Consider the following 23191-nt stretch of genomic DNA (forward strand, 5'->3'; position numbering starts at 1 on the left):
GGCGTTGGCAGGTCGATCAGGTCGACGCCGGGAGGTCCGGCTTCCACGCCTCGACCTCGAGGTCCCCGTAGGGCCACCACAGGATCTCGTACCCGTCGAGGGCGTCGGTCGGGTCTGCCTGGTCAGGGTTGAGACCGCCGGAGTACGACGCGACCCATCCCTCGACCTCCAGAGTCGGAATCGCGTTCACGAGGTAGTCGTCCCCGTACTCCTCGATGAAGTCGAGCACCGTCGACGGCGACTCGGCCTCGGCGATCTTTCGATCCGTCACCACAGTGACAATGACGTCAGCTGACTGCTCGCCTGCAGCGACGTCGGAGACCACCTCTTTGACGGCGTCGCGATAGGCGGTGCTCGAGACGTCGAGGTTCTCGATGGTCACCCAGTACTGGCTCAGGCCCGCGGGACCGATGTTCTCGTCGGTGATGACGACCTCGTACGGGGGTCCGGCGTACGGCGGCGCCCCAGCGGGTGCCACCGGAGCTTCCGGCGATCGGCTCGGTTCGCCGGTTTCACGAGGGCCGCCGACGTCGTCGGTCACGACGGGGGGCTCGCTGTCCGAACACCCCGTCACCACGAGGACGGACAGCATCGCCGCCGCTGCGAGTGTCGAGAACGAGCGGGGGTGAGGGCGGGGCACGAGCGCGAGATTACCGCAGCGAATCGCGCGGGGCTCGGGCTCGGGCGACCCCGCCCCCACTCTCACCGCGCGTCGAACGGCGACGGCCCCAGCTCGTCCAGCAGCGCCTGCATCGCCACGTACGCCTTGTTCCGGTAGGCCACGAGCTCGGCGGTGCGCTCGGCGTCGAGCTCCCGGAACCCGCCGCCCGCCTTCACGCCCAGGCGCCCCGCGGCGACCAGGTCCGTCAGCGCCGCCGGGGTGGCGAAGCGCTCCGGGAAGCCGCCCTGGAGCGAGCCGTAGCAGAAGTTGTAGACGTCGAGCCCCGCCATGTCCGCGATGGCGAACGGCCCGAAGAACGGCAGCCGGTAGCCGAACGTCGTGCGCACCACGGTGTCGATGTCCTCGACCGAGGCGACCCCCTCCTCCACGAGCTGGGTGGCCTCGTGGAACAGCGCGTACTGCAGCCGGTTGAGCACGAAGCCGGTGACGTCGCCGACGCGCGCCGTCGTCTTGCCGATGCCGCGCACGAGCTCCTCGGCCTGCACGATCCGCTCCTCCTGCGTCCCCGCGTGCGGGATGACCTCGACGCCAGGGATGAACGGCGCGGGGTTGGAGAAGTGGACCCCCAGGAACCGCTCCGGCAGGTGCACCCCCTCGGCGATGGCGGCGATCGAGATCGTCGAGGTGTTGCTGGCGATCGTCGCGGTCTCGTTGGCGCGGCTGGCCCGTCCGAGCACGTCGTGCTTGACCGCCAGCACCTCGATCACGGCCTCCTCGACCAGGTCGGCGCCCGCCACGGCCTCCTCCAGGGAGCCGGCCGCGTGCACGCGCGCCTCGACGGCCGCCGTCGAACCCGCGGGCAGGAGACCCTCGGCCTCGAACGCCGCCGCCTCCTGCCGGATCCGCACCAGGTTGGTCGCGGTCACGTCCGCGGAGACGTCGGCGATGCGGACCTCGTGGCCGCCGATCGCGAAGAGCTGGGCGATGCCGCCGCCCATGTAGCCGGAGCCGATGATGGCGATGGTGCTCATGCGTGGTCCTCACTGTCGGCGCTGTCGTGCTGGGTGCTGTCGTGATGCTCGGTCCTGCCCGGCTCGGGGATCGCCGCCACCTTCGCGGCCGACGCCGAGGCGCTGTCGAAGCGGTAGTCGAGCCACTCACCCACGAGCCGCTTGGCGAGCTCGAGCCCGATGACGCGCTGGCCCATGGTCAGCACCTGGGCGTCGTTGCTCAGCACCGAGCGCTCCACGGAGTAGCTGTCGTGAGCGGTCACCGCCCGCACGCCCGGCACCTTGTTGGCCGCGATGGCGACGCCGAGCCCGGTCCCGCAGATCAGCAGCGCCCGGTCGACGTCCCCCGAGGCGACGCGGCGGGCCGCCTCGACGGCGACCTCGGGGTAGATCGTGTGGTCGTCGGGGCCGACGCCGACGTCGACCACGCTCGCCACGCGGGGGTCCGCGCGCAGCATCGCGGCGAGCTCCTCCTTGTAGGCGAAGCCGGCGTCGTCGGCGCCGACGATCAGGCGCAGCGGTTCACTCATCGTGACTCCTCGTGCTCGTGACGGTCTCGGCGATCGTCGTGACGATCAGGGCCAGGGACGTCGCCCCGGCATCGGGGTGGCCGACGCTGCGCTCGGCGAGCGGCCGGGCGCGGCCCAGCCGGGGGCTGAGCTCCGACGTCGACTCCGCGGCCCGGGTGGCGGCCGCGGCGGCGCTCGCGACGGCGTCGCCCACCCCGTCCCCGCGCCCCGCCGCCGCGTCGAGCTCGTCCACGTACGGCACCAGCGCGTCGACCATCGTCTTGTCGCCGACCTCGGCCCGGCCGAGCGCGACGATGCGGTCCAGGGCCGCGTGCGCGGCGTCGGCGACGGTGGCCGTCGTGAGCTCCACGCCGTCGAGACTCCGGCCCGCGGCCCGGAGCGCGGCGCCCCACAGCGCGCCCGAGGTTCCGCCGGCGCGCTCGCTCCACGCGTCCCCGGCGGCGCCGAGCACGGCGGCCACGCCGCCCGACGTGCGCGAGGCGCCGTCGAGCGCCGCGTCGATGCCGCGCGACATCCCGACGCCGTGGTCGCCGTCGCCCGCGATCGCGTCGATGCGGCCGAGCTCGTCGGCGTGGGCGTGCAGCGTCTCGCGCACCGCGGCGAGCAGCTCCAGCGCGACGGCGGCCTCCGGCGTCGTCGTCACCGGGCCGTCGTCGGCGGAGGCTGCGACGTCGGCGCGCGCCCCGCCGTCGTGCGACTCGCCCTCATCCCCGGTCCGCGGGTCCGCGCCCCCCTCCGCCGTCGTCCCCTTGCGGTACGCGGGGGTGTGCGCGGGCGCGCGCCACAGCTCCTCGAGCTCGGGCGTCAGCCACACGAGCGTCACGGACGCCCCGGCCATGTCGAGGCTGGTGACGAGCTCGCCGCACTCGGGCTCGACGATGCTCAGGCCCTCGGCGTCGAGCAGCCGTGCGACGGCGCGGTAGAGGATGAACAGCTCCTCGTACTTCACCCGTCCGAGCCCGTTCACGACGACGGCGACGCGCTCGCCCCGGTCGTCGGGGACGTCCGCGAGGAGCGCGGTGACGAGCTCGTCGGCGAGCGCGTCGGCGCTCTGGCGCGGCACGTCGCGGATGCCGGGCTCGCCGTGGATCCCGAGGCCGAGCGACGCGCGGCCCTCGGGCACGGTGAACAGGGGCTCGTCGGCGCCGGGGAAGGTGCAGCCGCCGAACGCGACGCCCAGCGTGCGGGTGCGGTAGTTGGCCAGGCGGGCCAGGCGCTCCACCTCGTCGAGGTCGGCGCCCGCGGCGGCCGCGGCCCCCGCGACCTTGAAGACGACGAAGTCCCCGGCGATGCCGCGGCGCTTCTCCCAGTCCTCCTGCGGGGCGGACGCGATGTCGTCGGTCACCAGGACGGTGCGGACGTCGACGCCCTCGCCGCGCAGGCGCTCCTGCGCCTCGCCGAAGTGGATGACGTCGCCCGCGTAGTTGCCGTAGCTGTACAGGACGCCGGCGCCCGCGTGGGCGGCCGCGGCGACGCGGTAGGCCTGGCCGGCCGAGGGCGAGGTGAAGACGTTGCCGCACACGGCGCCGGCCGCCAGCCCCTCCCCGACGACGCCGGCGAAGGCCGGGTAGTGCCCGGACCCGCCACCGACGACGACGGCGACCTGGCCGTCGGGCGTCCCGGTCCGGCGCACGACACCGCCGTCGACGGCGCGCACGAGGCCGGAGTGCACCGCGACGAACCCCTCGAGGGCCTCGGCGACGAACGCGTCGGGATCGTTGACGAGGAAGCTCATGACGCCACCCCCGCGCGGTCGTGGGTCGGCGTCGTGAGCCGCGGCTGGAGCACGCGGCTGACGCCGAGCTCGACGTCGCCCTCCTCCGGCAGCACGCGCCGCAGGTAGTCACGGTTGGACGCGCTCACGCTGAGCCCGTCGCCGCCGTAGTGCTCGGTGCAGATGACGCCCTGGAACCCGAGCTCGACGGCGCGCTGCACGGCCCACCGGTAGTTGATCAGGCCGGTCTCCATGAGGGCGGGGACGGCGGTGTACGCATCCCGGGCGACGTCCTCGTCGCGCGAGTAGTTCTTGACGTGCCAGAAGTTCGTCCACGGGAGGGTGAGCTCGAACGCCTCCCTCCAGTCCTCGATCGGGCGGTGGAGCCGGACGAGGTTGCCGATGTCCGGGTTGAGCCCGACCTCGGGCAGCCCGATCTCCTCGACCAGGCGCACGGAGGAGGCCGCGGTGCCGAGGAAGGTGTCCTCGTACATCTCCAGCGAGAGCACGACGCCGACGTCGGCCGCGTGCCGGCCGAGCTCCCGCAGGCGCTCGACGGCGAGGTCCCAGTGCGCCGGGTCGTCCTCGTGGCCGGTCACGGTCCAGAACCACAGCTCGCGCTGCTGCGCCGGCGTGAGCGCCTGGTGGAGCCCGACGGAGACGGTCCCGATCCCGAGGCCCGCCGCGGCGTCGATGGTCCGGTGGGAGTAGGCGAGGTTCTCCTCGCCGTCGCTGGCGTGGATCACGCTGCGGCGGATCGCGGAGATGGAGGCGAGCGCGACGCCGTGCTCGGCCGCGACGTCCAGGAGCTCCGGGCGGCGCGACGGCGCGAGGTCGCCCGGGCGGAGCCACGCGTCGGTGAGGTCGACGTGGTCGAAGCCCGCGCGGGCGACGGCGCGCAGCACCCGCCCCCACTCGGCGGCCGGGGCGTCGTGCACCTCCCCGCCGTCGCGCGCCGGGCCGCCGAAGGCCAGGGTCGCGGCCGCGATGGGCCAGGTGGTGGCGGTCAGGGGCGTGGTGCTCCGGGGAGCGGTGGTCGGGGGAGTGGTCGTGTCATGCGATGTCATCGTTCACCTCCGTGACGAGGACGCGTCGCGCTGCGACCCGTCGCTCGGGGCCGGTGAGGGTGACCTGCGCCGACGCAGGCCTCTCACCGCTGGACAGTCCTGCACTGAGCTCGACGCGGCCCGGCTCCACCACGCGGTGGCCGGCGGCCCCGGTGAAGGAGAGACGGTCGGTGTGGAGCACGAGCTCCACCCGTCGGGTCGCGCCGGGGTCGAGGTCGAGCCGGCGGTAGCCGAGGAGCTCGAGCACGGGGCGCGTGACGCTGGCCGCCAGGTCGCGCCCGTAGAGCTGCACCACCGTGGAGCCGGCGCGCGTCCCGGTGTTCGTCACGCGCACGCTCGCGCGCACCGTGCCGTCGGTGGGCACCGTGGCGGCCTCGAGCTCGAGGTCGCCGACGGCGAAGGTCGTGTACGCGAGGCCGTGGCCGAACGGGAAGGCCGGGGCGACGGAGACGTTGCTGATGCGGTCGCCGTCGTGCGCGAGCGCGGGCCCGAGGTAGGTGTGCGGGGCGCCGCCCGACGTCGCCGGCACCGAGACCGGCAGGTGGCCGGACGGGTTGACGCGCCCGGAGAGCACGCCCGCGATCGCGGCGGCGCCCTCGACACCGGGCATGAACGTCTGGACGATCGCGGCGGCGCGATCGCGGTAGCGCCCGACGGCGTAGGGCCGGCCCGAGGCCACCACGAGCACCACGGGGACCCCGGTCTCCGTCCCGACGTCCAGCAGCGCCTCGACGAGCTCGCCCTGGAGGCCGGGCAGCTCGAGGTCGGGGGCGTCGCAGCCCTCCCCGGAGGTGCCCTTGCCGAACATCCCGGCGCGGTCGCCCACGACGGCGACGACGACGTCGCTCTCCCGCGCCGCCGCCACGGCCGCGGCGATCCCGGAGCGGTCGTGCTCCAGGAGCGGGACCCCCTCCAGGGCGACGACGGCGGTGTCGGCCAGCTCGGCGTCGAGCGCCTGCGCGATGCTCGCGACGGGCAGCCCGAGGCCGTGCTCCGGGTGCCGCGGCAGCACGTGGATCGGGTAGGAGTAGCAGCCCAGGAGGCCGCGGGCGTCGTCGGCGCACGGGCCGATGACGGCCACCCGGTTCGGGGAGTCGAGCGGCAGCAGCCCCGAGTCGTTGGCCAGCAGCACGACGGCGCGCTCCGCCACCTCCCCCGCGAGGGCGCGGTTGTCGGCCGAGTCGAGGTCGACGTCGCCGCGGGTCGGGGCCAGCGGGTCCCAGTCGGGGTCGAGCAGGCCCAGCTCGACCTTCTGCCGCAGCACGCGCAGCACGGCCCGGTCGACGAGGTCCTCGCGGATGACGCCCGCGCGCACGAGCCGGGGGAGCGCGCCGTACGCGCCGGTGTCGGGCAGCTCGACGTCGATCCCCGCGGTGAGTGCGAGGCGCCCGGCGTCGGCGACGTCCTCGGCGACGGCGTGCTTGGACAGCAGGAACGCGATCGACCAGTAGTCCGACACGACCGTGCCCTCGAAGCCCAGCTGGTCGCGCAGCACGGTGGTCAGGAGGCCGGCGTCGGCGCCGACCGGCACGCCGTCGATCTCGGAGTAGGAGTTCATCACCGACCGCGCGCCGCCCACCGCGAGGGCCATCTCGAACGGCGGCAGCAGCACGTCGGCAACCTCGCGCGGCCCGGCGGAGACGGGGGCGTGGTTGCGGCCGCCGCGCGAGGCGGAGTAGCCGAGGAAGTGCTTGAGGGTGGCGACGACGCCGGCGCTCTCCACGCCCTGCACGTACGCGGCGCCGATCGTGCCGACGAGGTAGGGGTCCTCGCCGATCGTCTCCTCGACGCGGCCCCAGCGGTAGTCGCGGGTGACGTCCAGGACGGGCGCGAGGCCCTGGTGGACCCCGACGGCGCGCAGGTCCTCGCCAATCGCGCGGCCGACCCGGGCGATCAGCTCGGGGTCGAAGGTGGCGCCCCAGGACAGGGGCGAGGGGTAGACGGTGGCGCCGAGGGTGGTGAAGCCGGTGAGGCACTCCTCGTGGGCGATGGCCGGGATTCCCAGGCGGCTGGCGTCGGTGACGACGCGCTGCGCGTCCGCGACCTTCCGGGCCCCGGTCGCGGAGTCGACCGGGGTGGTGCCGAGCACGCGGGTGAGGTGGCCGATGCCGTGGGCGACGGCGTCGGCGAATGGCGGGCGGCCGGCGCCGAGCACGTCCTGCATCGGGGCGATGACCTCGTCGGAGCCGCGGGTGTCGGCCCAGTAGCTGCCGAGCTGGGCGACCTTCTCCTCCAGCGTCAGCTCGGCGAGGAGGGCGGCGGCGCGGTCGGCGGCCGGGTGGGCGGGGTCGCGCCAGAGGGGTGTCGGCGGTGCGGTGATGGGGCTGACATCGTTATCGACATCGTTGTCGGTCATGCGGAGGTGCTCCTCGGGCCTGGTGGGCGGGGGTCTCAGATCTGGCGGGGGGCGGCGGTGGAGTCGCGGACGACGAGCGTCGTGGCCACCTCGACGTGGCGTGCGCGGAGGCCGGGTCGGGCGGCGACCTCGAGGAGGTCGCGCAGGGCGAGGCGGCCCATTTCGTGCAGCGGCTGGCGGACGGCGGTGAGTGGCGGCGCGGCCCACTGGGCGGCCTCGGTGTCGTCGTAGGCGACGACGCTCAGGTCCCCCGGGACGTCGACGCCGGCCCGGCGGGCCGCCTCGAGGACGCCGAGCGCCTGCAGGTCGCACGCGCTGAAGATGGCGGTAGGGGCGTCGTCGCCCGCGAGCCACTCCGAGGCGACGGCGAGGCCGGACGCGTAGTCCCAGCCCGTGTGCTCCACGAAGCGGGGGTCGACGGCGACGCCCGCCGACTCGCACGCGGCCCGGAAGCCGTGCACCCGCTCGCGGGCGACGCGCGCCCCCGACGGTCCGGCGATCACGCCGATCCGGCGGTGGCCGAGCCCGAGCAGGTGCTCGGTGGCGGAGTACCCGCCGGCCCAGTTGGTGGAGCCGATGCTGACGACGGAGTCGCCGGTGACGTCCATCGGGTCGATGGCGACGACGGGCAGGTGCTTCTGCGCGAGCTGCACCGCGTGCTCGACCGAGAGGTCGGCGGTCACGACGATGGCGCCGGTGCGTCCGGCGAGGGAGAGGCGCTGCGCCCACTCGCTCGGCTCCAGCACGCCCGTCTCGGGGTCCTCGAGCTGGAACCGGCTCACGACCATGTCGACGCCCTGGGCCTCGGCCTCGAGCGAGATGCCGGCGAGGATCTCCATCGCGTACGGGGTGCCGAGGCGGTCGAGCATCACCTGGATGCTGCGCTGCGGTCGGGGCGTGCGGGGGGCGCGGGGGGTGCGCCTGACGTAGCCGAGCTCGTCGATGGCCTGCTGGACGCGGAGGCGGGTCGCGGCCGAGATGCCGGCGTGCTCGTTGAGGACCTTCGAGACGGTGGGGGGCGAGACCTGCGCGAGGGCGGCGATGTCTTCGAGGCGGGGTCGACGCGTTCCTGATTCCTCGGTGCGGACGGCACCCTGCCGGCTCATCGGCGGAAACATTCCTGGAACATGCCACGACAGTAGGGGTGGTCGGGGCGGATGGCAAGGGCTCCGGGCGGTGATGACAAGCGTCCCGGCCGATGGGCTCATCCAAGGAAAGTCGCGAAAGTTTCCATGGGGGTAGGGCAGTGCGCCCGGGCCCGCGTTTCGCGCGAACCCGGGCGCGACCTCGGGTGGGTGGTTACGGCGACCCCTGCCGCGCCGTGTTGACCAGTCGGGTCAGGTCGTTGCCGCCGGAGCACCAGTTCGCGGAGCCCTCGGCCGAGACGACGGCCACGATCGAGGGGCCCGCGTCCCACCAGGCCCAGACGCCGCTGCCGGACTGGCCGTCGAACGTGTCGGCGTCGGTGGAGATCGCCCGGCCGCCGCCGAAGTCGAGAGCCGACTCGTCCAGCCACTTGCTGTTCTGCCAGTGGGGGATGACGCCGCCACCGACGTCGTCCGGGTAGCCGGCGGTGGTCCAGAACCGCTGGCCGTCCCAGCCGCTGTCGTAGGTGCGCACGCCGAACCAGCCGTAGGAGTCGCCGATCCGGTCCGCGGTGACGAGCACGACGTAGTCCTCGTCGAGCTTGGAGAACGGGATCGTGTCACCGAGCCGGACGCCCGGGTAGGACCAGACGTTGGTGATGCGCGAGGTGCGCACCGAGGTGGAGCCGTGTCGCAGCACCTCCACGACGCCGGCGCCGTTGGACGCCCAGTCGACGACGTGGTTGGCCGTGAGCACGTGGCGGGGGCCGACGATCGCGCCCGAGCCGAAACCACCGTTGTCCATCTGGATCCGGCACACGTTGATCCAGGGGTAGGACGTGTCGTAGTACGGGTGCCGGTCGTCGGGACGGTAGACGGTGAGCGGGTGGAGGTCCTCGCCCTGATGCACCACGCGGGGGCGGGACTGGACCGCCGGGGAGTGGCGGGGCCGGACGACCTCGCCGAGCCAGCCCGGCCGGAACGGCTCGAGCGGCGCGAGCTCCTCGGCCGTCGTGGGGGCGTCGCGGTTCACGATGTGCACCTCGTAGGGCGTCGGCTTCGACGCCTCCAGCTCCGCCGCGAACTCGGCCGGCGGTTCGGAGACGTCGAGCTGCGCCAGACGCTCGGCGAGCTCGGATTCAGACAGTGGGGGTGTGTCGTCGTAGGTATCCATGCCCAGGAAGAGTGAGGCGGGGGCGTGGTGATACCTGGCGGTTCAGCCGCGGTTTGGCGGGCGCCGTCCTCCATGGGTCCCCGCTCGACGGCGTCGCCCGCTACTTGTCGCAGCCGATCCCGTCGTCGTCACGGTCGAGGTGCTTGGCATATCCGGGCTCGCCGCGGTGGATGGGGTCGGCGCCCGCTGCCCGGACCGCGTCACAGTTGGCGTAGCTGACGGAGGTGCCGCTGCCCGAGCCGGCGGACGAACCGCTGGAGGAGCCGCCGCTGCCGGCGAACGGCGCGATCGTGGTGCTCGGGGCGCTGGGCGTGGCGGGGACGGCTGCCTCGCGGGTGGTGACGGTGTTCTCGCGGTCGGTCACGGTCGTCTCCCGTCCGGCGACGGCGGCCTCGCGGGCGGCCAGGTCGGCGTCGCGGGTGTCCAGCTCGGTCGAACGGGCGTCGAGCTCGGTGGTACGGGTCGCCGTCGCTGCCTCGCGGTCGGCGACGGCTTGCTCGGCCGCGACGGCGGCAGCGGCGTCGGCCTCGAGCTGCGTGATGGTGGCGTTGGCGGTCTCGAGGCTGGTCTGCGTGTCCGCCAGGGTGGTCTGCTCCGCGACGAGGTCCTCGTTGACCGAGGCGAGCTCGGCGATGGTCTCCTCCAGCTCGGCTGCGGTGCCGGCGCCGGGGGCGACGCCGACGAGGATGCCGACGAGCAGGCCCGCGACGCCCGCGATGGAGCCGACGGCCCAGCGGGGGAGCGTGCGCTTCTTGCGCTTCTCGGTCGCAGGGGTCGGAACGACGCCGATGACGGCGGTGTCGCGGCGGTCCTCCTCGGCGGAGCGGGTGCGCTCGGTCGAGCCGGGAACGTCCCAGGTGGGGTAGGCCTCGGTCTCGTCGGGGAACCAGTTGCCGGGGGTCTGGGGTGCAGGCATGACGTCACTTCACTTCACAGGGGGGCGATTACCCGGGACACCCGCGGGCCTGGAAGAACGTAACGCCCCGGGGCGAGGTGCGCGCGGCGAGCCAAGTGGCGCCGATTCGAAGCGTCGATGAGTTGGCTAACTGTGTGGCTGCGCGAGGCTGAGCGTCGCTCCCCGGTCGCCGCTCAGATCGACCGACGGCGAGCCTGCTCCTCGGCAACGCCCGTCACCACACGAAGCTGGAGCTGCGACAGCGCCTCCAGTCGCACCGAGGCGGGCAACGACTCGAGCGCGGCGACTGCGGCATCCACGGCCTGGGGGACCGAGGGCCGTCGGAGGCCCCGCTCTGTGCCGGTCCCGGCCGACGTGATCCCATCGGGCGCTTCCTCGCCGAACAGCTCATCCAGCGACAAGCCCAGAACCCGAGCGATCGGACCTTGGTGCCGACTCGACGGCATCCGATAGCCCGTCTCGATCTGAGCGATGTACGGGTAGGACAGGCCTGTCGCCTCGGCGAGGGCCCTTCGGCTGAGGCCCAGCTGCTCGCGCCGTGACGCGATCCGACGCCCGACGCCGAGGTCGCCGGTCTTAGGTGAGGTCACCATCGCGGCACCTCCTCTCGCGCTCATCTTATGCGCCGCGCATATCCAAGAGGTTGCATTCCGCGCATTCGGAGAGTACGTTCAGCATCAGTTGAGCTATGCGGAGCGCATAGCCCCGACTTCGCCAGGAGGTTTCATGCTTCACCTCGCCCACGCCCAGACCGACCGAGCCTGTGGCGTCCTTCTCGGCTCTGCTGCCGGTGACGCCCTTGGCGCCGGTTACGAGTTCGCCCGCGTCAGTCCGGACCTCGTCCCCGAGATGATCGGTGGCGGGCTCGGAAACTTCGCACCGGGGGAGTGGACCGACGACACGGCGCAGGCCGTCGCCATCGCCCAGGTGGTCGCTACCGGCCGCGATCTCCGCGACGGCGAGTCCATGGACGAGATCGCTCGAGGGTTCGCCCGCTGGTACGCGGGCGATCCTCCCGACGTCGGGATCCAGACCGGCGCTGTGCTGTCCCGAGCGGGGGCCACCCCCTCGGCCGCCGCGATGACCGCCGCCGCCCGCGAGGTCCACGACCGCTCGGGGCGGAGCGCTGGCAACGGCTCACTCATGCGGACCGGGCCGGTCGCCCTCGCCTACCTCGACGACCCCGAGGGTTGCGTTGAGACAGCGATGGCGATCAGCGCGCTCACGCACTTCCAGGACCACGCGCAGGAGGCGTGCGCACTCTGGTCGTTGATGATTCGTCACGCGGTGCTGACCGGTGAGATCCCGGTCTTCGACGACGTCGCCCGCTGGATGCCCAACGCCGCCGTCTGGCGCGAGCGTCTGCGCAACGCCGAGTCGCGTCCGCCGTCGGACTTCGCGACGAACGGATGGGCCGTCGGCGCGCTTCAGGCAGCTTGGTCGGCGATCGCTCACACGCCCGTGCCCGAGGCCGATCCGTCGCGTCACCTCGCGGACGCGCTCACCACCGCCATCCGCATCGGGCACGACACCGACACCGTCGCTGCGATCGCCGGCGCCCTGCTCGGCGCTCGCTGGGGCATGACGGCGGTCCCGGCCCGGTGGCGTCGCATCCTGCACGGCTGGCCGGTCATCGACTCGCGGGAGCTCGAGCGCCTCGCGGTCCTCGGTGTGACCCGGGGGGAGGGAACCAAGTACGGGTGGCCCGCCGTCGAGCACATCGACTACGTCCCGCTCCAGTACGGACGTCCCGCGCTCGCACGCCACCCCCACGACGACGGCGTGTGGCTCGCGGGAGCGACCGCGCTCGACCGCCTGCCCGAGGACGTCGACGCCGTCGTCACCCTCTGCCTCACCGGACGGACGCAGGTGCCCGACGGCATCGAGCAGATCACCTTCCGCCTCCAAGACGTCGCAGACCCCGAGAGCAACCCGAACCTCGACGCGGTGCTGCTCGACGCCGCCCGAACCGTGCGAGACCTCCGGCGGGAGGGTAGGACGGTTCTCGTGCACTGCGTCGCCGCTCACTCGAGAACCCCCACGGTTGGGATCGCCTACGCGATGCTTCGCGATGTCCCGCTGGCGGAGGCCACCGCGGCCGTCTGCCGAGTCCTTCCCGCTGCCTCGCCGAACGCCGGCTTCCGCGCCGCACTCGCCCGCTTCGACAACCGCTGGAGGAACGTTGCCTGACACCGACCCGGGTTCACGCGAGACCGGCGGGCGCGGCACCGGCGTCGTCCTCCACGTCCCGCACGCCTCGCGCCTGATCCCCGCCGATGCGCGCGCGAGCATCGTGCTCGACGACGCCGCTCTCGAGGCCGAACTCGATCTCATGACGGATTCGTTCACGGACGTGCTCGCAGAGCGAGCTGTCGCGGCGCTCGGCGGTCGCGTCGACATCGAGGTTCTCGCGGCACCGGTCTCGCGACTGGCGGTCGACGTCGAGCGCTTCCCCGACGAGCGGGAAGAGATGAACGCCGTCGGGATGGGGGCGGTCTACACCCGCACCCACGACGGCTCACTCCTTCGAGATGCCGGCGATCCCAGCCTCGTGACGCGCTACGCGGACCCGCACGCCCGGGCGGTGCGCGACGCCGTCGCTCACCACCTCGAGCGCGACGGCGCGGCGGTGCTCCTCGACCTGCACTCCTACCCGTTGTGCCAGCTGCCGTACGAGATCGTTCCCGAGGGTTCGCCGCGTCCCGAGATCTGTCTCGGCGTCGACGAGGTGCACACGCCGCCGGAGCTCGTGGCGCTCGCGCGGGGAGCGTTCGCGGGATTCGACATCGAGATCAACTCGCCGTTCGCCGGGACGTACGTGCCGCTGGACTTCTACGGCATCGATCGCCGCGTGTCGTCGCTGATGATCGAGATTCGCCGCGATGTGTACATGGACGAGGCATCGGTCGAGATGCACGACGGTTCGTCGCGGGTCGTCCGAGCGATCGCTGCCCTCAACGAGGCGGTCGCCCCGCGCAGGTTCCGCTGACGGCGCCGAGCCTCACCTCGGCCGGCGCGCCGCCATCACCGCGTAAGCGGCTTGGCCGGAGGTGACCCCGAGAACCCGGGCGCTGCGCAGGGTGATCTCGGCGGCCTCCTCGAGCGAGACGAGGCCGTCGCCGGGTATGGCGGAGGCGACCAGCCAGCAATTGCGGAAGTGGCGGTCGGGTCGCCTCCAGCCGAATGCGACGAGCCGGTCGACGATCTCGGGAGGCATGGGCTCGTCGTACGGGCCACCCTCGCTGATCTCGATGTGGACGCCCGGTCTGCGCTCGTCGGCCCGGGTCCACTGCACGTAGCCCTCGCCGAACGTCACGGAGTCGTTCTCCTCCGGCCGACCACGTTCGGTCGAGCGAAGTCGGCCGGACAGCGCGTGGTGGGCTCCGTCGAGCGAAGGTCGGACGCTGAGGCCGGAGTCTTGAGTGGACCCGTCGGCATCCTCCGCAGCCCCGAACCCCGCCAGCGACCTGGCCAGCGCACCCCACGCCTCGTCGTCGTGCCCGAGCCGGAACGCCTCGGCGTACGCCTCGCGCAGCAGCGCCACGAGCCGCGAGTCCCCGACCTGGTAGCGCGCATCGAGCAGATGGTTCGCGTCGTGGGCCGCGTACATCGCGACCGCGTCGAGGAAGAGGGAGAGCGCACGGCTGAGCGACGGACGGCCGCGGGTGGCGACGCTCGGTGCGCCACCGGCCACGACGACGTCGAGCTGGTTGCTCCACAGTCGTCCGAACGCGCGATCCGGGTCGAGCGTGATGACGGTCCCGATGTCGGCGCCCTCGGCGTGGTCCCCGCCGTCCTGGGCGAGCGCCACCCGCAGGCCGGCAACCTCGTGGGCGAACCGGATGAGGTTGTCGTCGGTCAGGGAGGCGCCGACGATCACCAGGTGCTTCGTCATCATCAGCGATTGGACCACCGCTCCGACGGGCTTCCACCGGGAGTCGTAGTGAACGAACGCGCCACGGGTGAGCACGATCGAGCTGGGGTGGTCGACGTCCCCGTGCATCTTCAGTACCCACGGGCCTTCGGCCTCGACCCGCTGCCACGGCAGGACCGCGATCGCCCGGGTGCCGTCCACCCCTCCGGTGGACTCGACGGCTCGTTCGTACAGCTGGTCGTAGTTCGTCGTGACCGCGTTCGGAACCTGCATCCCGGCGAGCAGCACGTGCCCGAGACCGGATCGGCGGTCGCTCCGGATGATGCGGGTGACGCGCTCCCCGAGTGACTCGCCGTCCTCGTCGGCGAGCCGGCGGAGCTCGTGCTCGATGACCTCACCCTGGTCGAGCACGGGGAGGCTGGAGATCTCCTCCCACGTCAGGTCGGACTCGGCGTCGTCGAGGAGCCGTTGCAGCAGGCCGCCCCACGACGGCAGCCCTGCGCCCATGCTCAGGCCCGCACCGAAGAACAGGGCCGCCTCCTTGTTGGCGACCTTGGTTCCGAGCCCCCTCGCCTTGTCGAGAAGCTTGCTGCCCAGGAGGTCGGCGAAGGATCCTCGTCGGGCACGCGCGCGACGCAGGTGCTGCAGCACGGCGTAGTCCGAGCGCGAGGCGGTGACGAGCACGACGTCGACCCCGTGCGTCGCGGCGGCCTCGCTGAGGTGGGTGATGAGGGCGTCGGCGAGGCGTCCGCGGTCGTCCGTGTGGCCCCCGTGGCCGGACCCCAGCATCGGGAACGCCAGGAGAGGGAGCCGCAGGCCCGCCTCTTCCGCGGCCTTGCGCAGCTCTGGTCCGGACTTGCGCATCATGCTCGCGACGACGCGGGCCGCCAGCTCGCCGACCGCCTCCGGCGTCGGCGCGATCGAGTCGATGATCCAGGCGTCGGGGTGGGTGCTGGCCGGTGCCGTCTCGGGATGGACGCGCTCGACGGCGCCCGGTCCCCACGCTCGAGGCCGAAGTTCGGGCCACGCGACGTGCTCGGGCACGCCGGCCGCCGACTTCCACTTCGGATTGACGGAGAACCAGGCGTCGGACGGGATGACGACGGCGGTGCACCCCACCGTCTCCAGCCGGCTGTGCGCGACGAACAGGTGGCCGTACCGGGTCAGCGCTTCCACGAGCGCGGGGAGTTTCCGACCCACCTCGTTGTACAGATCGGAGAGGTCGTGCGACCCGCGGACGGTCTCGGCACGGCCGACCGTGCTGATGGTGACGGTGCCGATGTCGAGGTGGATCTCGGCGAAGCCGTCAGAGGTGTCTCCGACGGCGACGGCGGTCGGGTTGATCTCACCCGGGCGGCCGGGGTGCTGCCGGAGCAGCTCGGAGGCGGCCTTGTAGGCGAGGGCGCGGGGGGTGGCCAGCGGCGTCTGGGCCGGGCTCGCGAGACCGAGGCGGGACTCGAGGAGGAGCGAGGCCGCCCGGGAGGTTTCGGCGGCGGCGAGGTCGGTCCAGCGCAGCTCGGTCCCGTTGTCGACTCCGCTCGCGCCGACAGCGATGGCCTCGTCCTCGAATCGGAGCGCTGCAGCCGGGCCGCGCCGCTCCCCGGCGCTTCGAGCGCGGAGAGTCCAGACGTCCGGTTCGGGGTGGAGATCCAGCCCGTGCCCCCAACGCATGAGGTCACCGAGAAGCGCGACCGCGATCTCTCGTCTGCCGGCGGAGGTGCTCATACGGCGCTTGGTGAAGTCGGACCAGTCGAAGGAGGCGGTCATGGGTCCTCGTTCAGATCGAGTTGGGGCGGGCCTGGGTCGAGGGTAGCGACAGCTCGACTCAGCGCGACCGGGTACGCCTCGGTCCTGAGGCGGGGGTGTCCCGTTCCCCGTGCGAAACCTCTACGTATGGGTGAGACTCGATCGTCCCCGGTGGGCGGCCCTCGATCGGGTCCATGTCGTACCCCCTTGCTACGTTCTCGTTGAGACTCGGTAAGGGATCGGTTTTCTACTATCTGTGATGTGCTAGGGCAGGACCCGTTGGCGTCACGAAAGGGGTTGGGGTGGCGCACGGCTTCGACGACTGGAGCGACTGGAGCGCGGGGGCCTCGTCGACGCCGTCGAGCGCGTCCTCATCTCCCGATCCCGGCTGGTCGGGTGACCCTCAGGCCGCCGCCCGTCCCACCCTCGCGGCGGCTCGACCGCCCGTCCTGTGGCTCTGGCTCGCGCTCGCGTCGGGACTGCTGGGTGGCGCCCTCGCTCTCGCCCTCGGTCAATCCATCGTGATCGCGGTGGCGACGTGGGTCGTGGCGGGTCCGACGGCATTCGCCCTCCTGTCCCAGTTCACCTCACGGGACACCCGGCTGCGGTCAGCCCCTCTCTACGTGGCGCCCACCTGGGTCCCGCTGCTGTACCGGGCGACCGTCGTCGTCGCCCTGCTGGGCATCGCGTGCGCGGCCTGGCGCATCGCCGACTGGGCCGGTCGGACGTGGTGACCCGCTGGCAGCGCCTGCGAGGCGCGACGACGACCCTTGCCCTCGGGACCCTGGTCGCGGGCGCGTTCGTGGCCATGACGCCGGCGACCGCCTCCGCCGAGCCCACCGAGGGTGGGGCGCTCGGCGACTTCGGCGCCTGCCTGGGAAGCGCCGGAGCGGGCGATGTGCTCGTGCTCGTCGACGCGTCCGGCAGCCTCGCCGAGACGGATCCTGAGAACGACCGCGTGTCGGCCGCCACCTACCTCGTGGAGCGGATGGCCGCCACCGCCGCCAAGGCTGGATTCACGATCGACGCCGCCGTCGCCGAGTTCTCCAGCAGCCTCGATCTCATCCACGACTGGACCCCCCTCGACCCGGCGGGTACCGAGCGGGTGAGCACCGCCGTCGCCTCTCTGTCCGAGAGCAACACCGGGCGCGACACCGACTACTGGACGGCCCTCGAAGGCGCTCGCGCCGTGATGGCGGACCGCACCTCGGCCCTCGGCGGAGGCGATCGCTGCCAGGCCGTCGTCTGGTTCTCCGACGGCGCGTTCGAGATCGAGCCGGGCAGGGAGCGCCGGGGCGACGGAGCCCCTCCGTACGCCGCCGGGATCGATCTGGGAACGGCCGACGGACTGCAGGAGGCGTCCGACGCCGCAGCCGTCGACCTCTGTCGGCCGGGCGGGGTGGCCGACCAGCTCCGATCGTCGGAGGTCAAGCTCTTCGCCGTCGGGCTCTCGCCCGACGGGTCTGCCGAGCCGTTCGACCTGATGTCGGGGCTGGCGACCGGCGTCTCGGCGGGTGGCGTCGCCTGCGGAGCGGTCACGTCCCCGACGCCGGGGGAGTTCTTCCTGGCGTCGAACATCGACGACCTGATCTTCGCCTTCGACCGCTTCGCTGCGCCGGGGGAGAGCCCGCTCTCGAGCGAGGCCGGCATCTGCCAGGGGCAGGTCTGCGCGGAGCTTCGCCACACGTTCGTCCTTGACGACTCGATCACCAGCGTCGACATCCTCGCGGCGTCTGGGATCGACGGCGTGGAGGTCTACCTTCAGCCGCCCGGCGGCGACCCCGTCATGCTTCCGCGGGAGGCGACGAGCCAGCCCATCGCCGGAGCCGCGTCGACGTCGGAATGGGTGGCCGATCGCACGGTCGCCGTGGAGATGCTTCGATCTGCCGAGGGCTGGACCGGGCAGTGGGGTCTGATCTTCGTCGACCCGACCGGGACGAGCGCCGACCAGCTCTCGCGTGCGCAGATCCGGGTGGCCTCGGACCTGCGGCCGACGTGGACGGCGCCGTCCGACGCCGTGGTCCACGTGGGCGAGGTCCTCGCCGGGACCACCGTCGGCCTGGCGACGGCCGACGGCACCCCGGTCGACCCGGCCGGACTTCTCGGCCCAACCTCGGTGACGGCCAGGCTCGTGGCACCCGACGGCAGCGAGACCGTCGTGCTCGAGAACGCGAGCCCCGACCAGCTCGGACAGCCGCTCGATCTCGATCTGACCGCGGTGTCCCCGGGGCGGGCGACCGTGCGACTGGACCTCCAGGTTCGGACGGCTGACGCCACCCTCCCCGACGGCTCGGTCGCACCCGGGACCGACCTGACCCCGGTCCGCGTGGACGTGCCCCTGTATCTCGCGCCCCCGGTCGACATCCCGGTGGTGGCGACCACCCTGAGCTTCGGCACCGCCGAGGGACCCATGGACGCGACCCGGACGGTGCCGATCACAGGCGCCGGCTGCGTGTGGCTGGACCCGGCGTCGACCGCGGTGGTCGGATCGCCGTCCACGGTCGGGGAGGTGGCCGTCGGGTCGGAGCACGTCTCGCCGGAGACCTGTCTCGAGGCCGACGGCGAGGCGGGACTGCCCCTTAGCCTGACCACGGCCGAGGCGGGGAACGGATCCGTGAACGGCGCCGTCGTCGTCATGGCGGCGCCGGTCGGCGAGCCCGACCGGGCGGTCGCCACGGAGGTCACCTTCTCCGGCGACATGCGCCGCCCGCTCAACCGGCCACTCACCCTGGCCGTGTTCCTCGCCGCGCTGGCGCTGGGCCCGGCGATCCCGCTGGCGCTGCTGTGGGTGCTGAAGGCGCGCGGCGCCCGTATCCCGCGTCGAGGACTGCACGCCCAGCGCTACCGCGTGACGGTCGACGAGTCTGGTGTGCGTCGCGACGGCGCGGCACTCGCCTTCGGGTCGCGCGAGCTCGTCGAGCTCGTCCCGCGCAGCGGCGCCCGGGTGGTCGAGGCCGCCGGCGTCCGGCTGCGGCCCCGGACGGGCTGGTCGCCGTTCGGCGCTCCGGACGTCACCGTGGAGGCACCTGGCCTCATCGGTGTCACGTCCAGCCACCCCTCGCCCGGGAAGCGGATCGTTCTGCCCCTGGCGGTGCACAACACGTGGATCCTGCTGATCGATCCCGCGCGGGCGACGACGACGGACGCCGACGTGATCGTCCTGGTCGGGGCCGACGCGTCGGAGGACGTTCGCGCCCGGCTGCTGCAGGACCTGCAGGAGCGGGCACCTCGCGCGGCCGAGGCCCTGCGGTCCAGGGCGGCCGGCGCAGCCGACGGGAGCCCCGGGGCTCCGCCGTCGGGCACACGCGGTCGCGAGACGGCGACGGAACGGACGGAGGCACCCCCGCGAGCGGTGGTGCGCATGGTTATGACGACTGGAACTAGAGGGGTGGCAGGGCTGTGAAGCGAGTGCTCGTGGTGGGATGCGGCGGATCTGGCGGCGCAACGCTCACGTACATGATGGATCACCTCCGAGCGGAGCTGGCGGCCGTCGGGGTCGACGAGCTGCCGGCCGGCTGGGAGTTCGTCCACGTCGACGTCCCGGTCGCGACCGACTCGGCGACCACCGGGATCGGAACCGTCGCGGGCTACGGCGGCACCTACGTGCCCACCGGGCCGGCACAGGGCAACTACGGCGACGTCGACGCGAAGGTGTCGAACCTGCTCGCGGGCAAGGGTCACCTCGAGGAGCTCGAGTCCTGGACCCCGCTCGACGTCGACAACGTCCCGGTCGTGGTGACCCTCGGCGCGGGCCAGTACCGGTCGGTCGGTCGGATGATCACGCTCAGCAGCGCACCGCACGTCCTCGACAGGCTCCGGGAGGTCTGGCAGCGGCTCTCCCAGCCCGAGGTTTCGGGCGCGATGCAGGGAGCCGCCCGTGCGCTGGGAACCGGTGACTACCAGCCCGAAGTTCCCCGGTGGTGCTCGTGGTCGCCTCGATGGCCGGCGGCGCCGGTGCCTCGATGGCGCTGGACGTCTGCCGACTCCTGACCTTCCTTCCCGGGTACGACCCGGACATGGTCGGGGTGTTCATGTGCGGTGCCGACGTGTTCGACGGTCTCCCCAAGAGCCAGCGCGTCGGCGTCCGACCCAACTCGCTCGCCATGATGGGCGAGCTCGTCGCGGCCCAGAACGGCTCCGCGACGCCCCACGACAACGCGATGATCGAGGCACTGACCGGTCAGACGGCTCCCTCCACCCAGGTGTCCCGGACGTTCGCCCGGGTCTTCCCCGTCGGGGCCACGATCGGGGGATCGGGGGCCAAGCTCGGCGACGGTTCGCAGTCGACCGTCTACCGCGCTCTCGGCCGCGGACTCGGAGCTCTGGTGACGAGCGGGAAGGCGTTCGACGAGTTCGTGCAGTTCGACCTCCCGAATCCGAACCCGGCGGTCCTGGACTGGCAGACGTTCGGATGGGACCTGCCGACCTCGAAGTACGCCACCTGGATGGGCTTCGGCTACGCCAGCGTCAGCATGGGCCGTGACCGGTACGCCGAGTACGCGGCCCAGCGTCTCGCCCGCTCCGCCGTCGACCGCCTCGACGTCGGCCACCGCCGGCCCTCGGAGAGCAAGCCCGACTCGGAGGTGCTCGCCGGACTGGTCGAGCACCAGCGCTCGTCGGTGTTCGAGGCCGCGGGTCTCCCGCCGGGCGACGACTCGGGCGCGCTCGCGCAGCGCGACGTGATGGCGTGGTTCGACTCGACGCTGCTCCCGGCCGCCGAGCTTCGCGCGGGCGCCCAGGTCGTCGTGCGCTCGGCCACCGACGGGCGGCTCCCGTCGGGGTCGAGCTCGGCGGGAGAGCTCCAGCAGGCCGTGCAGTCCACGCTCGCCCGCATCCGCCCGGAGCTCGACGCCGGCGCGAAGGACCGCGCTGACGCCCGGATCTGGCAGTGGCAGAAGGAGCTGGCGGCAGCCACGGTCGCCGTCGTCGACGACGCCGTGGCTCGCCTCGGCATCAGGTACGCGCGCCGCCTCCTCGCCGAGATCGCGGCGCACAGCTCGCGCCTCGTCACGGCGGTCCAGCCGGTGACGGGACTCGCGACGATCGACCCGACCCGGGAGGCTGCCTCGGCCATCCCCTCGGTCGGTGTTATCAGCAACACCGCGGCGCTGACGGACGACGTCAGGGAGAAGCTCGTCCAGAACGTCGTGAAGTCGGTGCGCGGACGCGCTGCCGCCCGGGCGCTCGAGGTGCTCACCGACTATCAGGCGGGCATCGTCGAGCCCCTCGACAAGGCTCTCGCCAACCAGCTCGAGACCATCGTCAAGGCGCGCAGCACGCCGGCCGGCGCGGTCGGGGTGGCGCAGGTCGCGACCAGCGACTACGCCGCCTGGCCCGTCGAGGGCGCGGAGCCGCCGAAGCGGTTCGCCCGGGCGGTCACCGAGGTCCTGGTGACGAGCACGGAGACCTACGACCCGCAGTTCCGGGCCGACCTCGCGGCCTCCAACGTCGCGCAGGGGACGTACACCGACGTCAGCAGCGCGGTGGTCACCTCGTTGCTGCGCGGAGCCTGGTCCACCACGGCCTCGCGTCCGCTGCCGGGCGGCGTCATCGGAACGACGCGCGACTGGGTCTCGCCCGCGTTCAAGGTGGACCCGGACGGCAACCCGCTCGTTCCCACCGCCGCTGCGTTCGCGCTGGCGGCCTCGCCGGCCGACGTCGTGGGCCGCGCTCGCGACTTCGTCTCCCGTCCCAACGAGTCCTTCGCCCAGTTCGTCGAGCAGGGGCTCGGGGCCTACGTGACTGATGCCACGGTCCGCGACGCCGAGAGGGCGGACCGCGCCCGGCAGGTTCTCGACTGCTTCGACCGCGCGCTCAAGCTGGCGCGCCCCCTGGTCGGCGCTGACCCGGCCCTGGTCAAGCTGTTCCACCCCGGGCAGGAGATGAGCTTCCGCTACAAGTTCTCGCCGATCCCCCTCGCCGGGGTGCTGGAGAAGGATCTGGCCGGACTGCTGCAGGGTGGCCAGGTCGACCGCACCTCGGTGGCGCTGCTCGCTCGGGCGATGGAGCCGACGGACGCGGTCTTCCGCTCCGTCAGCATCTTCGGGAGCTTCGGGCACCACTACGCCCCGGTCTGCTACGACTCGCTCTGGGAGCCGCTGGTGGCGGACTGGAACACCACGGCGGCCGAGGGCCGACACGACTGGTGGCAGTGGCGCCGCAGCCGGCCGCTTCCCGCCGCGCTCCCCGTCACCGAGTCCGAGCGTCGCGCGCTCGTCGGCGGCTACCTCGTCGCCCGGATCTGCGGCGCGCTGCAGATCCCGGAGCGGGAGTCCCGCTTCCACGAGGTGCCGAACGTGCCGGTGCGGATCTACCAGCCTGCCGGCTCGGCGAGCCGTGGCTGGCTCGAGTTCCCCCACCCCCTGCTCACGCCGCCGCGCGCGGCCAACTTCGGGGCCAACGGCTGGCTCGCCGCGCTGCTGGAGTCGGTCCTGCTCGCCTATGCCACGGCCTCGCAGAGCGTCTCCACCGCGCCCATCGAGCCCTACCGCGCCCTGCGGCGGTGGTGGGACGACTCCGAGCAGTTCGCGAGCCCGACACCGATCGCCGCCGGGCGGGCGTTGGTCGAGTGGGCGAGGGGAGCCGACGTGCCCGACGGCCGTCCGGCCGTCACGGGTGCGGACCCGATCGCGCGGATCGACGCCGCTCGCACGTGGCTGTCCGAGGTGCGCGACGCGTTCGGGACGCACTTCATGCGGACGGGTCAGCAGGGTGCCCCGGGCGGGGGCCGTTACTCGTCCGTGGCCACCCGGGAGGACGTCATGACCCTGCCGTTCATCCGCGACCTGGCGGCGGACCACTACTGGGCCACGGGCGTGCTCCTGAACCTCCTGGACCAGGTCGAGGACGAGCTCAGGTCGAGTGCCCCGGCCGCCACTCCCGACCAGAAGTCCGAGACCCGAGGCTCCGCTCCGCTCGAGATCCCGGGCCTGTGAGCGTCCAGGCGGTCCTGCTCGGAGGCAGCGGGGCGTCGGAGGGTCTGCGGGACGTGCTCGTGGACTACTCGGCGGCCGGTCTGCTCGAGGACTTCATCTGGGTTCCGCTGACGAGCGTCGGTCCGGACACGCGGTGTCTCGTCGTCTCGGCCGGCACGGTCA

Annotated in this window: 17 protein-coding genes; 6 read left to right on the top strand and 11 right to left on the bottom strand. The window is 72.8% G+C overall.

Translation table 11 applies throughout. The features are described 5' to 3' along the window. Positions 1–16: 16 nt before the first annotated feature. From C8046_RS11600 to C8046_RS11645, 10 genes are all read right to left on the bottom strand, one after another. Positions 17–478: a hypothetical protein gene (locus C8046_RS11600; RefSeq protein WP_146197137.1), complete on the bottom strand. Its 462-nt coding sequence runs from the start codon at positions 476–478 to the stop codon at positions 17–19. A 224-nt stretch (positions 479–702) separates the two neighbouring features. Next, on the bottom strand, positions 703–1653 hold the full coding sequence (locus C8046_RS11605) for a 3-hydroxyacyl-CoA dehydrogenase family protein (RefSeq protein WP_109229576.1): 951 nt from the start codon (positions 1651–1653) through the stop codon (positions 703–705). After that, the gene (locus C8046_RS11610; RefSeq protein ID WP_109229577.1) at positions 1650–2162 is read right to left on the bottom strand and encodes a ribose-5-phosphate isomerase; all 513 of its coding nucleotides are present in this window, start codon (positions 2160–2162) and stop codon (positions 1650–1652) included. Before C8046_RS11610 ends, C8046_RS11605 begins: the two co-directional genes overlap by 4 nt. Beyond that, positions 2155–3897, bottom strand: coding sequence for a dihydroxyacetone kinase family protein (locus C8046_RS11615; protein ID WP_109229578.1), 1743 nt, complete (start codon positions 3895–3897; stop codon positions 2155–2157). Before C8046_RS11615 ends, C8046_RS11610 begins: the two co-directional genes overlap by 8 nt. Continuing rightward, positions 3894–4943 carry a sugar phosphate isomerase/epimerase family protein gene (locus C8046_RS11620; RefSeq protein WP_109229579.1) on the bottom strand — a complete coding sequence of 350 codons (1050 nt, stop codon included), beginning with the start codon at positions 4941–4943 and terminating at the stop codon, positions 3894–3896. Before C8046_RS11620 ends, C8046_RS11615 begins: the two co-directional genes overlap by 4 nt. Further along, the gene (locus tag C8046_RS11625) at positions 4930–7299 is read right to left on the bottom strand and encodes a glycoside hydrolase family 3 N-terminal domain-containing protein (RefSeq protein WP_109229580.1); all 2370 of its coding nucleotides are present in this window, start codon (positions 7297–7299) and stop codon (positions 4930–4932) included. The genes C8046_RS11620 and C8046_RS11625 overlap by 14 nt, the downstream gene beginning before the upstream one ends. A 35-nt stretch (positions 7300–7334) precedes the next feature. Then, the gene (locus tag C8046_RS11630) at positions 7335–8405 is read right to left on the bottom strand and encodes a LacI family DNA-binding transcriptional regulator (RefSeq protein WP_109229581.1); all 1071 of its coding nucleotides are present in this window, start codon (positions 8403–8405) and stop codon (positions 7335–7337) included. 193 nt (positions 8406–8598) lie between these two features. Beyond that, positions 8599–9558, bottom strand: a complete 960-nt coding sequence (locus C8046_RS11635) for a trypsin-like serine peptidase (protein WP_109229582.1) — start codon at positions 9556–9558, stop codon at positions 8599–8601. A 100-nt stretch (positions 9559–9658) separates the two neighbouring features. Next, positions 9659–10474, bottom strand: a complete 816-nt coding sequence (locus C8046_RS11640) for an excalibur calcium-binding domain-containing protein (RefSeq protein ID WP_109229583.1) — start codon at positions 10472–10474, stop codon at positions 9659–9661. Positions 10475–10647: 173 nt separating this feature from the next. Then, positions 10648–11067, bottom strand: a complete 420-nt coding sequence (locus tag C8046_RS11645; RefSeq protein ID WP_158277203.1) for a helix-turn-helix domain-containing protein — start codon at positions 11065–11067, stop codon at positions 10648–10650. A 133-nt stretch (positions 11068–11200) separates the two neighbouring features. Between C8046_RS11645 and C8046_RS11650 the strand changes: the two genes are divergently transcribed. Together C8046_RS11650 and C8046_RS11655 are read left to right on the top strand one after the other, a co-directional pair. Beyond that, positions 11201–12664, top strand: coding sequence for an ADP-ribosylglycohydrolase family protein (locus tag C8046_RS11650; RefSeq protein ID WP_109229585.1), 1464 nt, complete (start codon positions 11201–11203; stop codon positions 12662–12664). After that, on the top strand, positions 12657–13463 hold the full coding sequence (locus C8046_RS11655; protein WP_199224455.1) for an N-formylglutamate amidohydrolase: 807 nt from the start codon (positions 12657–12659) through the stop codon (positions 13461–13463). Before C8046_RS11650 ends, C8046_RS11655 begins: the two co-directional genes overlap by 8 nt. A 12-nt stretch (positions 13464–13475) precedes the next feature. Here C8046_RS11655 and C8046_RS11660 read toward each other — a convergent pair whose 3' ends face one another. Then, the gene (locus C8046_RS11660) at positions 13476–16115 is read right to left on the bottom strand and encodes an SIR2 family protein (protein ID WP_109229587.1); all 2640 of its coding nucleotides are present in this window, start codon (positions 16113–16115) and stop codon (positions 13476–13478) included. Between the two features lie 281 nt (positions 16116–16396). Here C8046_RS11660 and C8046_RS11665 point away from each other — a divergent pair, with 281 nt between their 5' ends. Genes C8046_RS11665 through C8046_RS11680 form a run of 4 tightly spaced genes read left to right on the top strand, consistent with a single transcriptional unit; the run spans position 16397 to position 23029 of the window. Next, positions 16397–16828, top strand: coding sequence for a hypothetical protein (locus C8046_RS11665; RefSeq protein WP_109229588.1), 432 nt, complete (start codon positions 16397–16399; stop codon positions 16826–16828). Further along, entirely contained in the window at positions 16825–19497 is a 2673-nt protein-coding gene (locus C8046_RS11670; RefSeq protein WP_146197138.1) for a VWA domain-containing protein, read from the top strand. Before C8046_RS11665 ends, C8046_RS11670 begins: the two co-directional genes overlap by 4 nt. Before the next feature lie 14 nt (positions 19498–19511). Next, on the top strand, positions 19512–20084 hold the full coding sequence (locus C8046_RS19780) for a tubulin-like doman-containing protein (protein WP_268921393.1): 573 nt from the start codon (positions 19512–19514) through the stop codon (positions 20082–20084). Then, positions 20012–23029, top strand: a complete 3018-nt coding sequence (locus C8046_RS11680; RefSeq protein ID WP_109229591.1) for a tubulin-like doman-containing protein — start codon at positions 20012–20014, stop codon at positions 23027–23029. Before C8046_RS19780 ends, C8046_RS11680 begins: the two co-directional genes overlap by 73 nt. Positions 23030–23191: the final 162 nt, after the last annotated feature.

Origin of the sequence: Serinibacter arcticus, from assembly GCF_003121705.1 — a bacterium.
GTDB lineage: Bacteria > Actinomycetota > Actinomycetes > Actinomycetales > Beutenbergiaceae > Litorihabitans.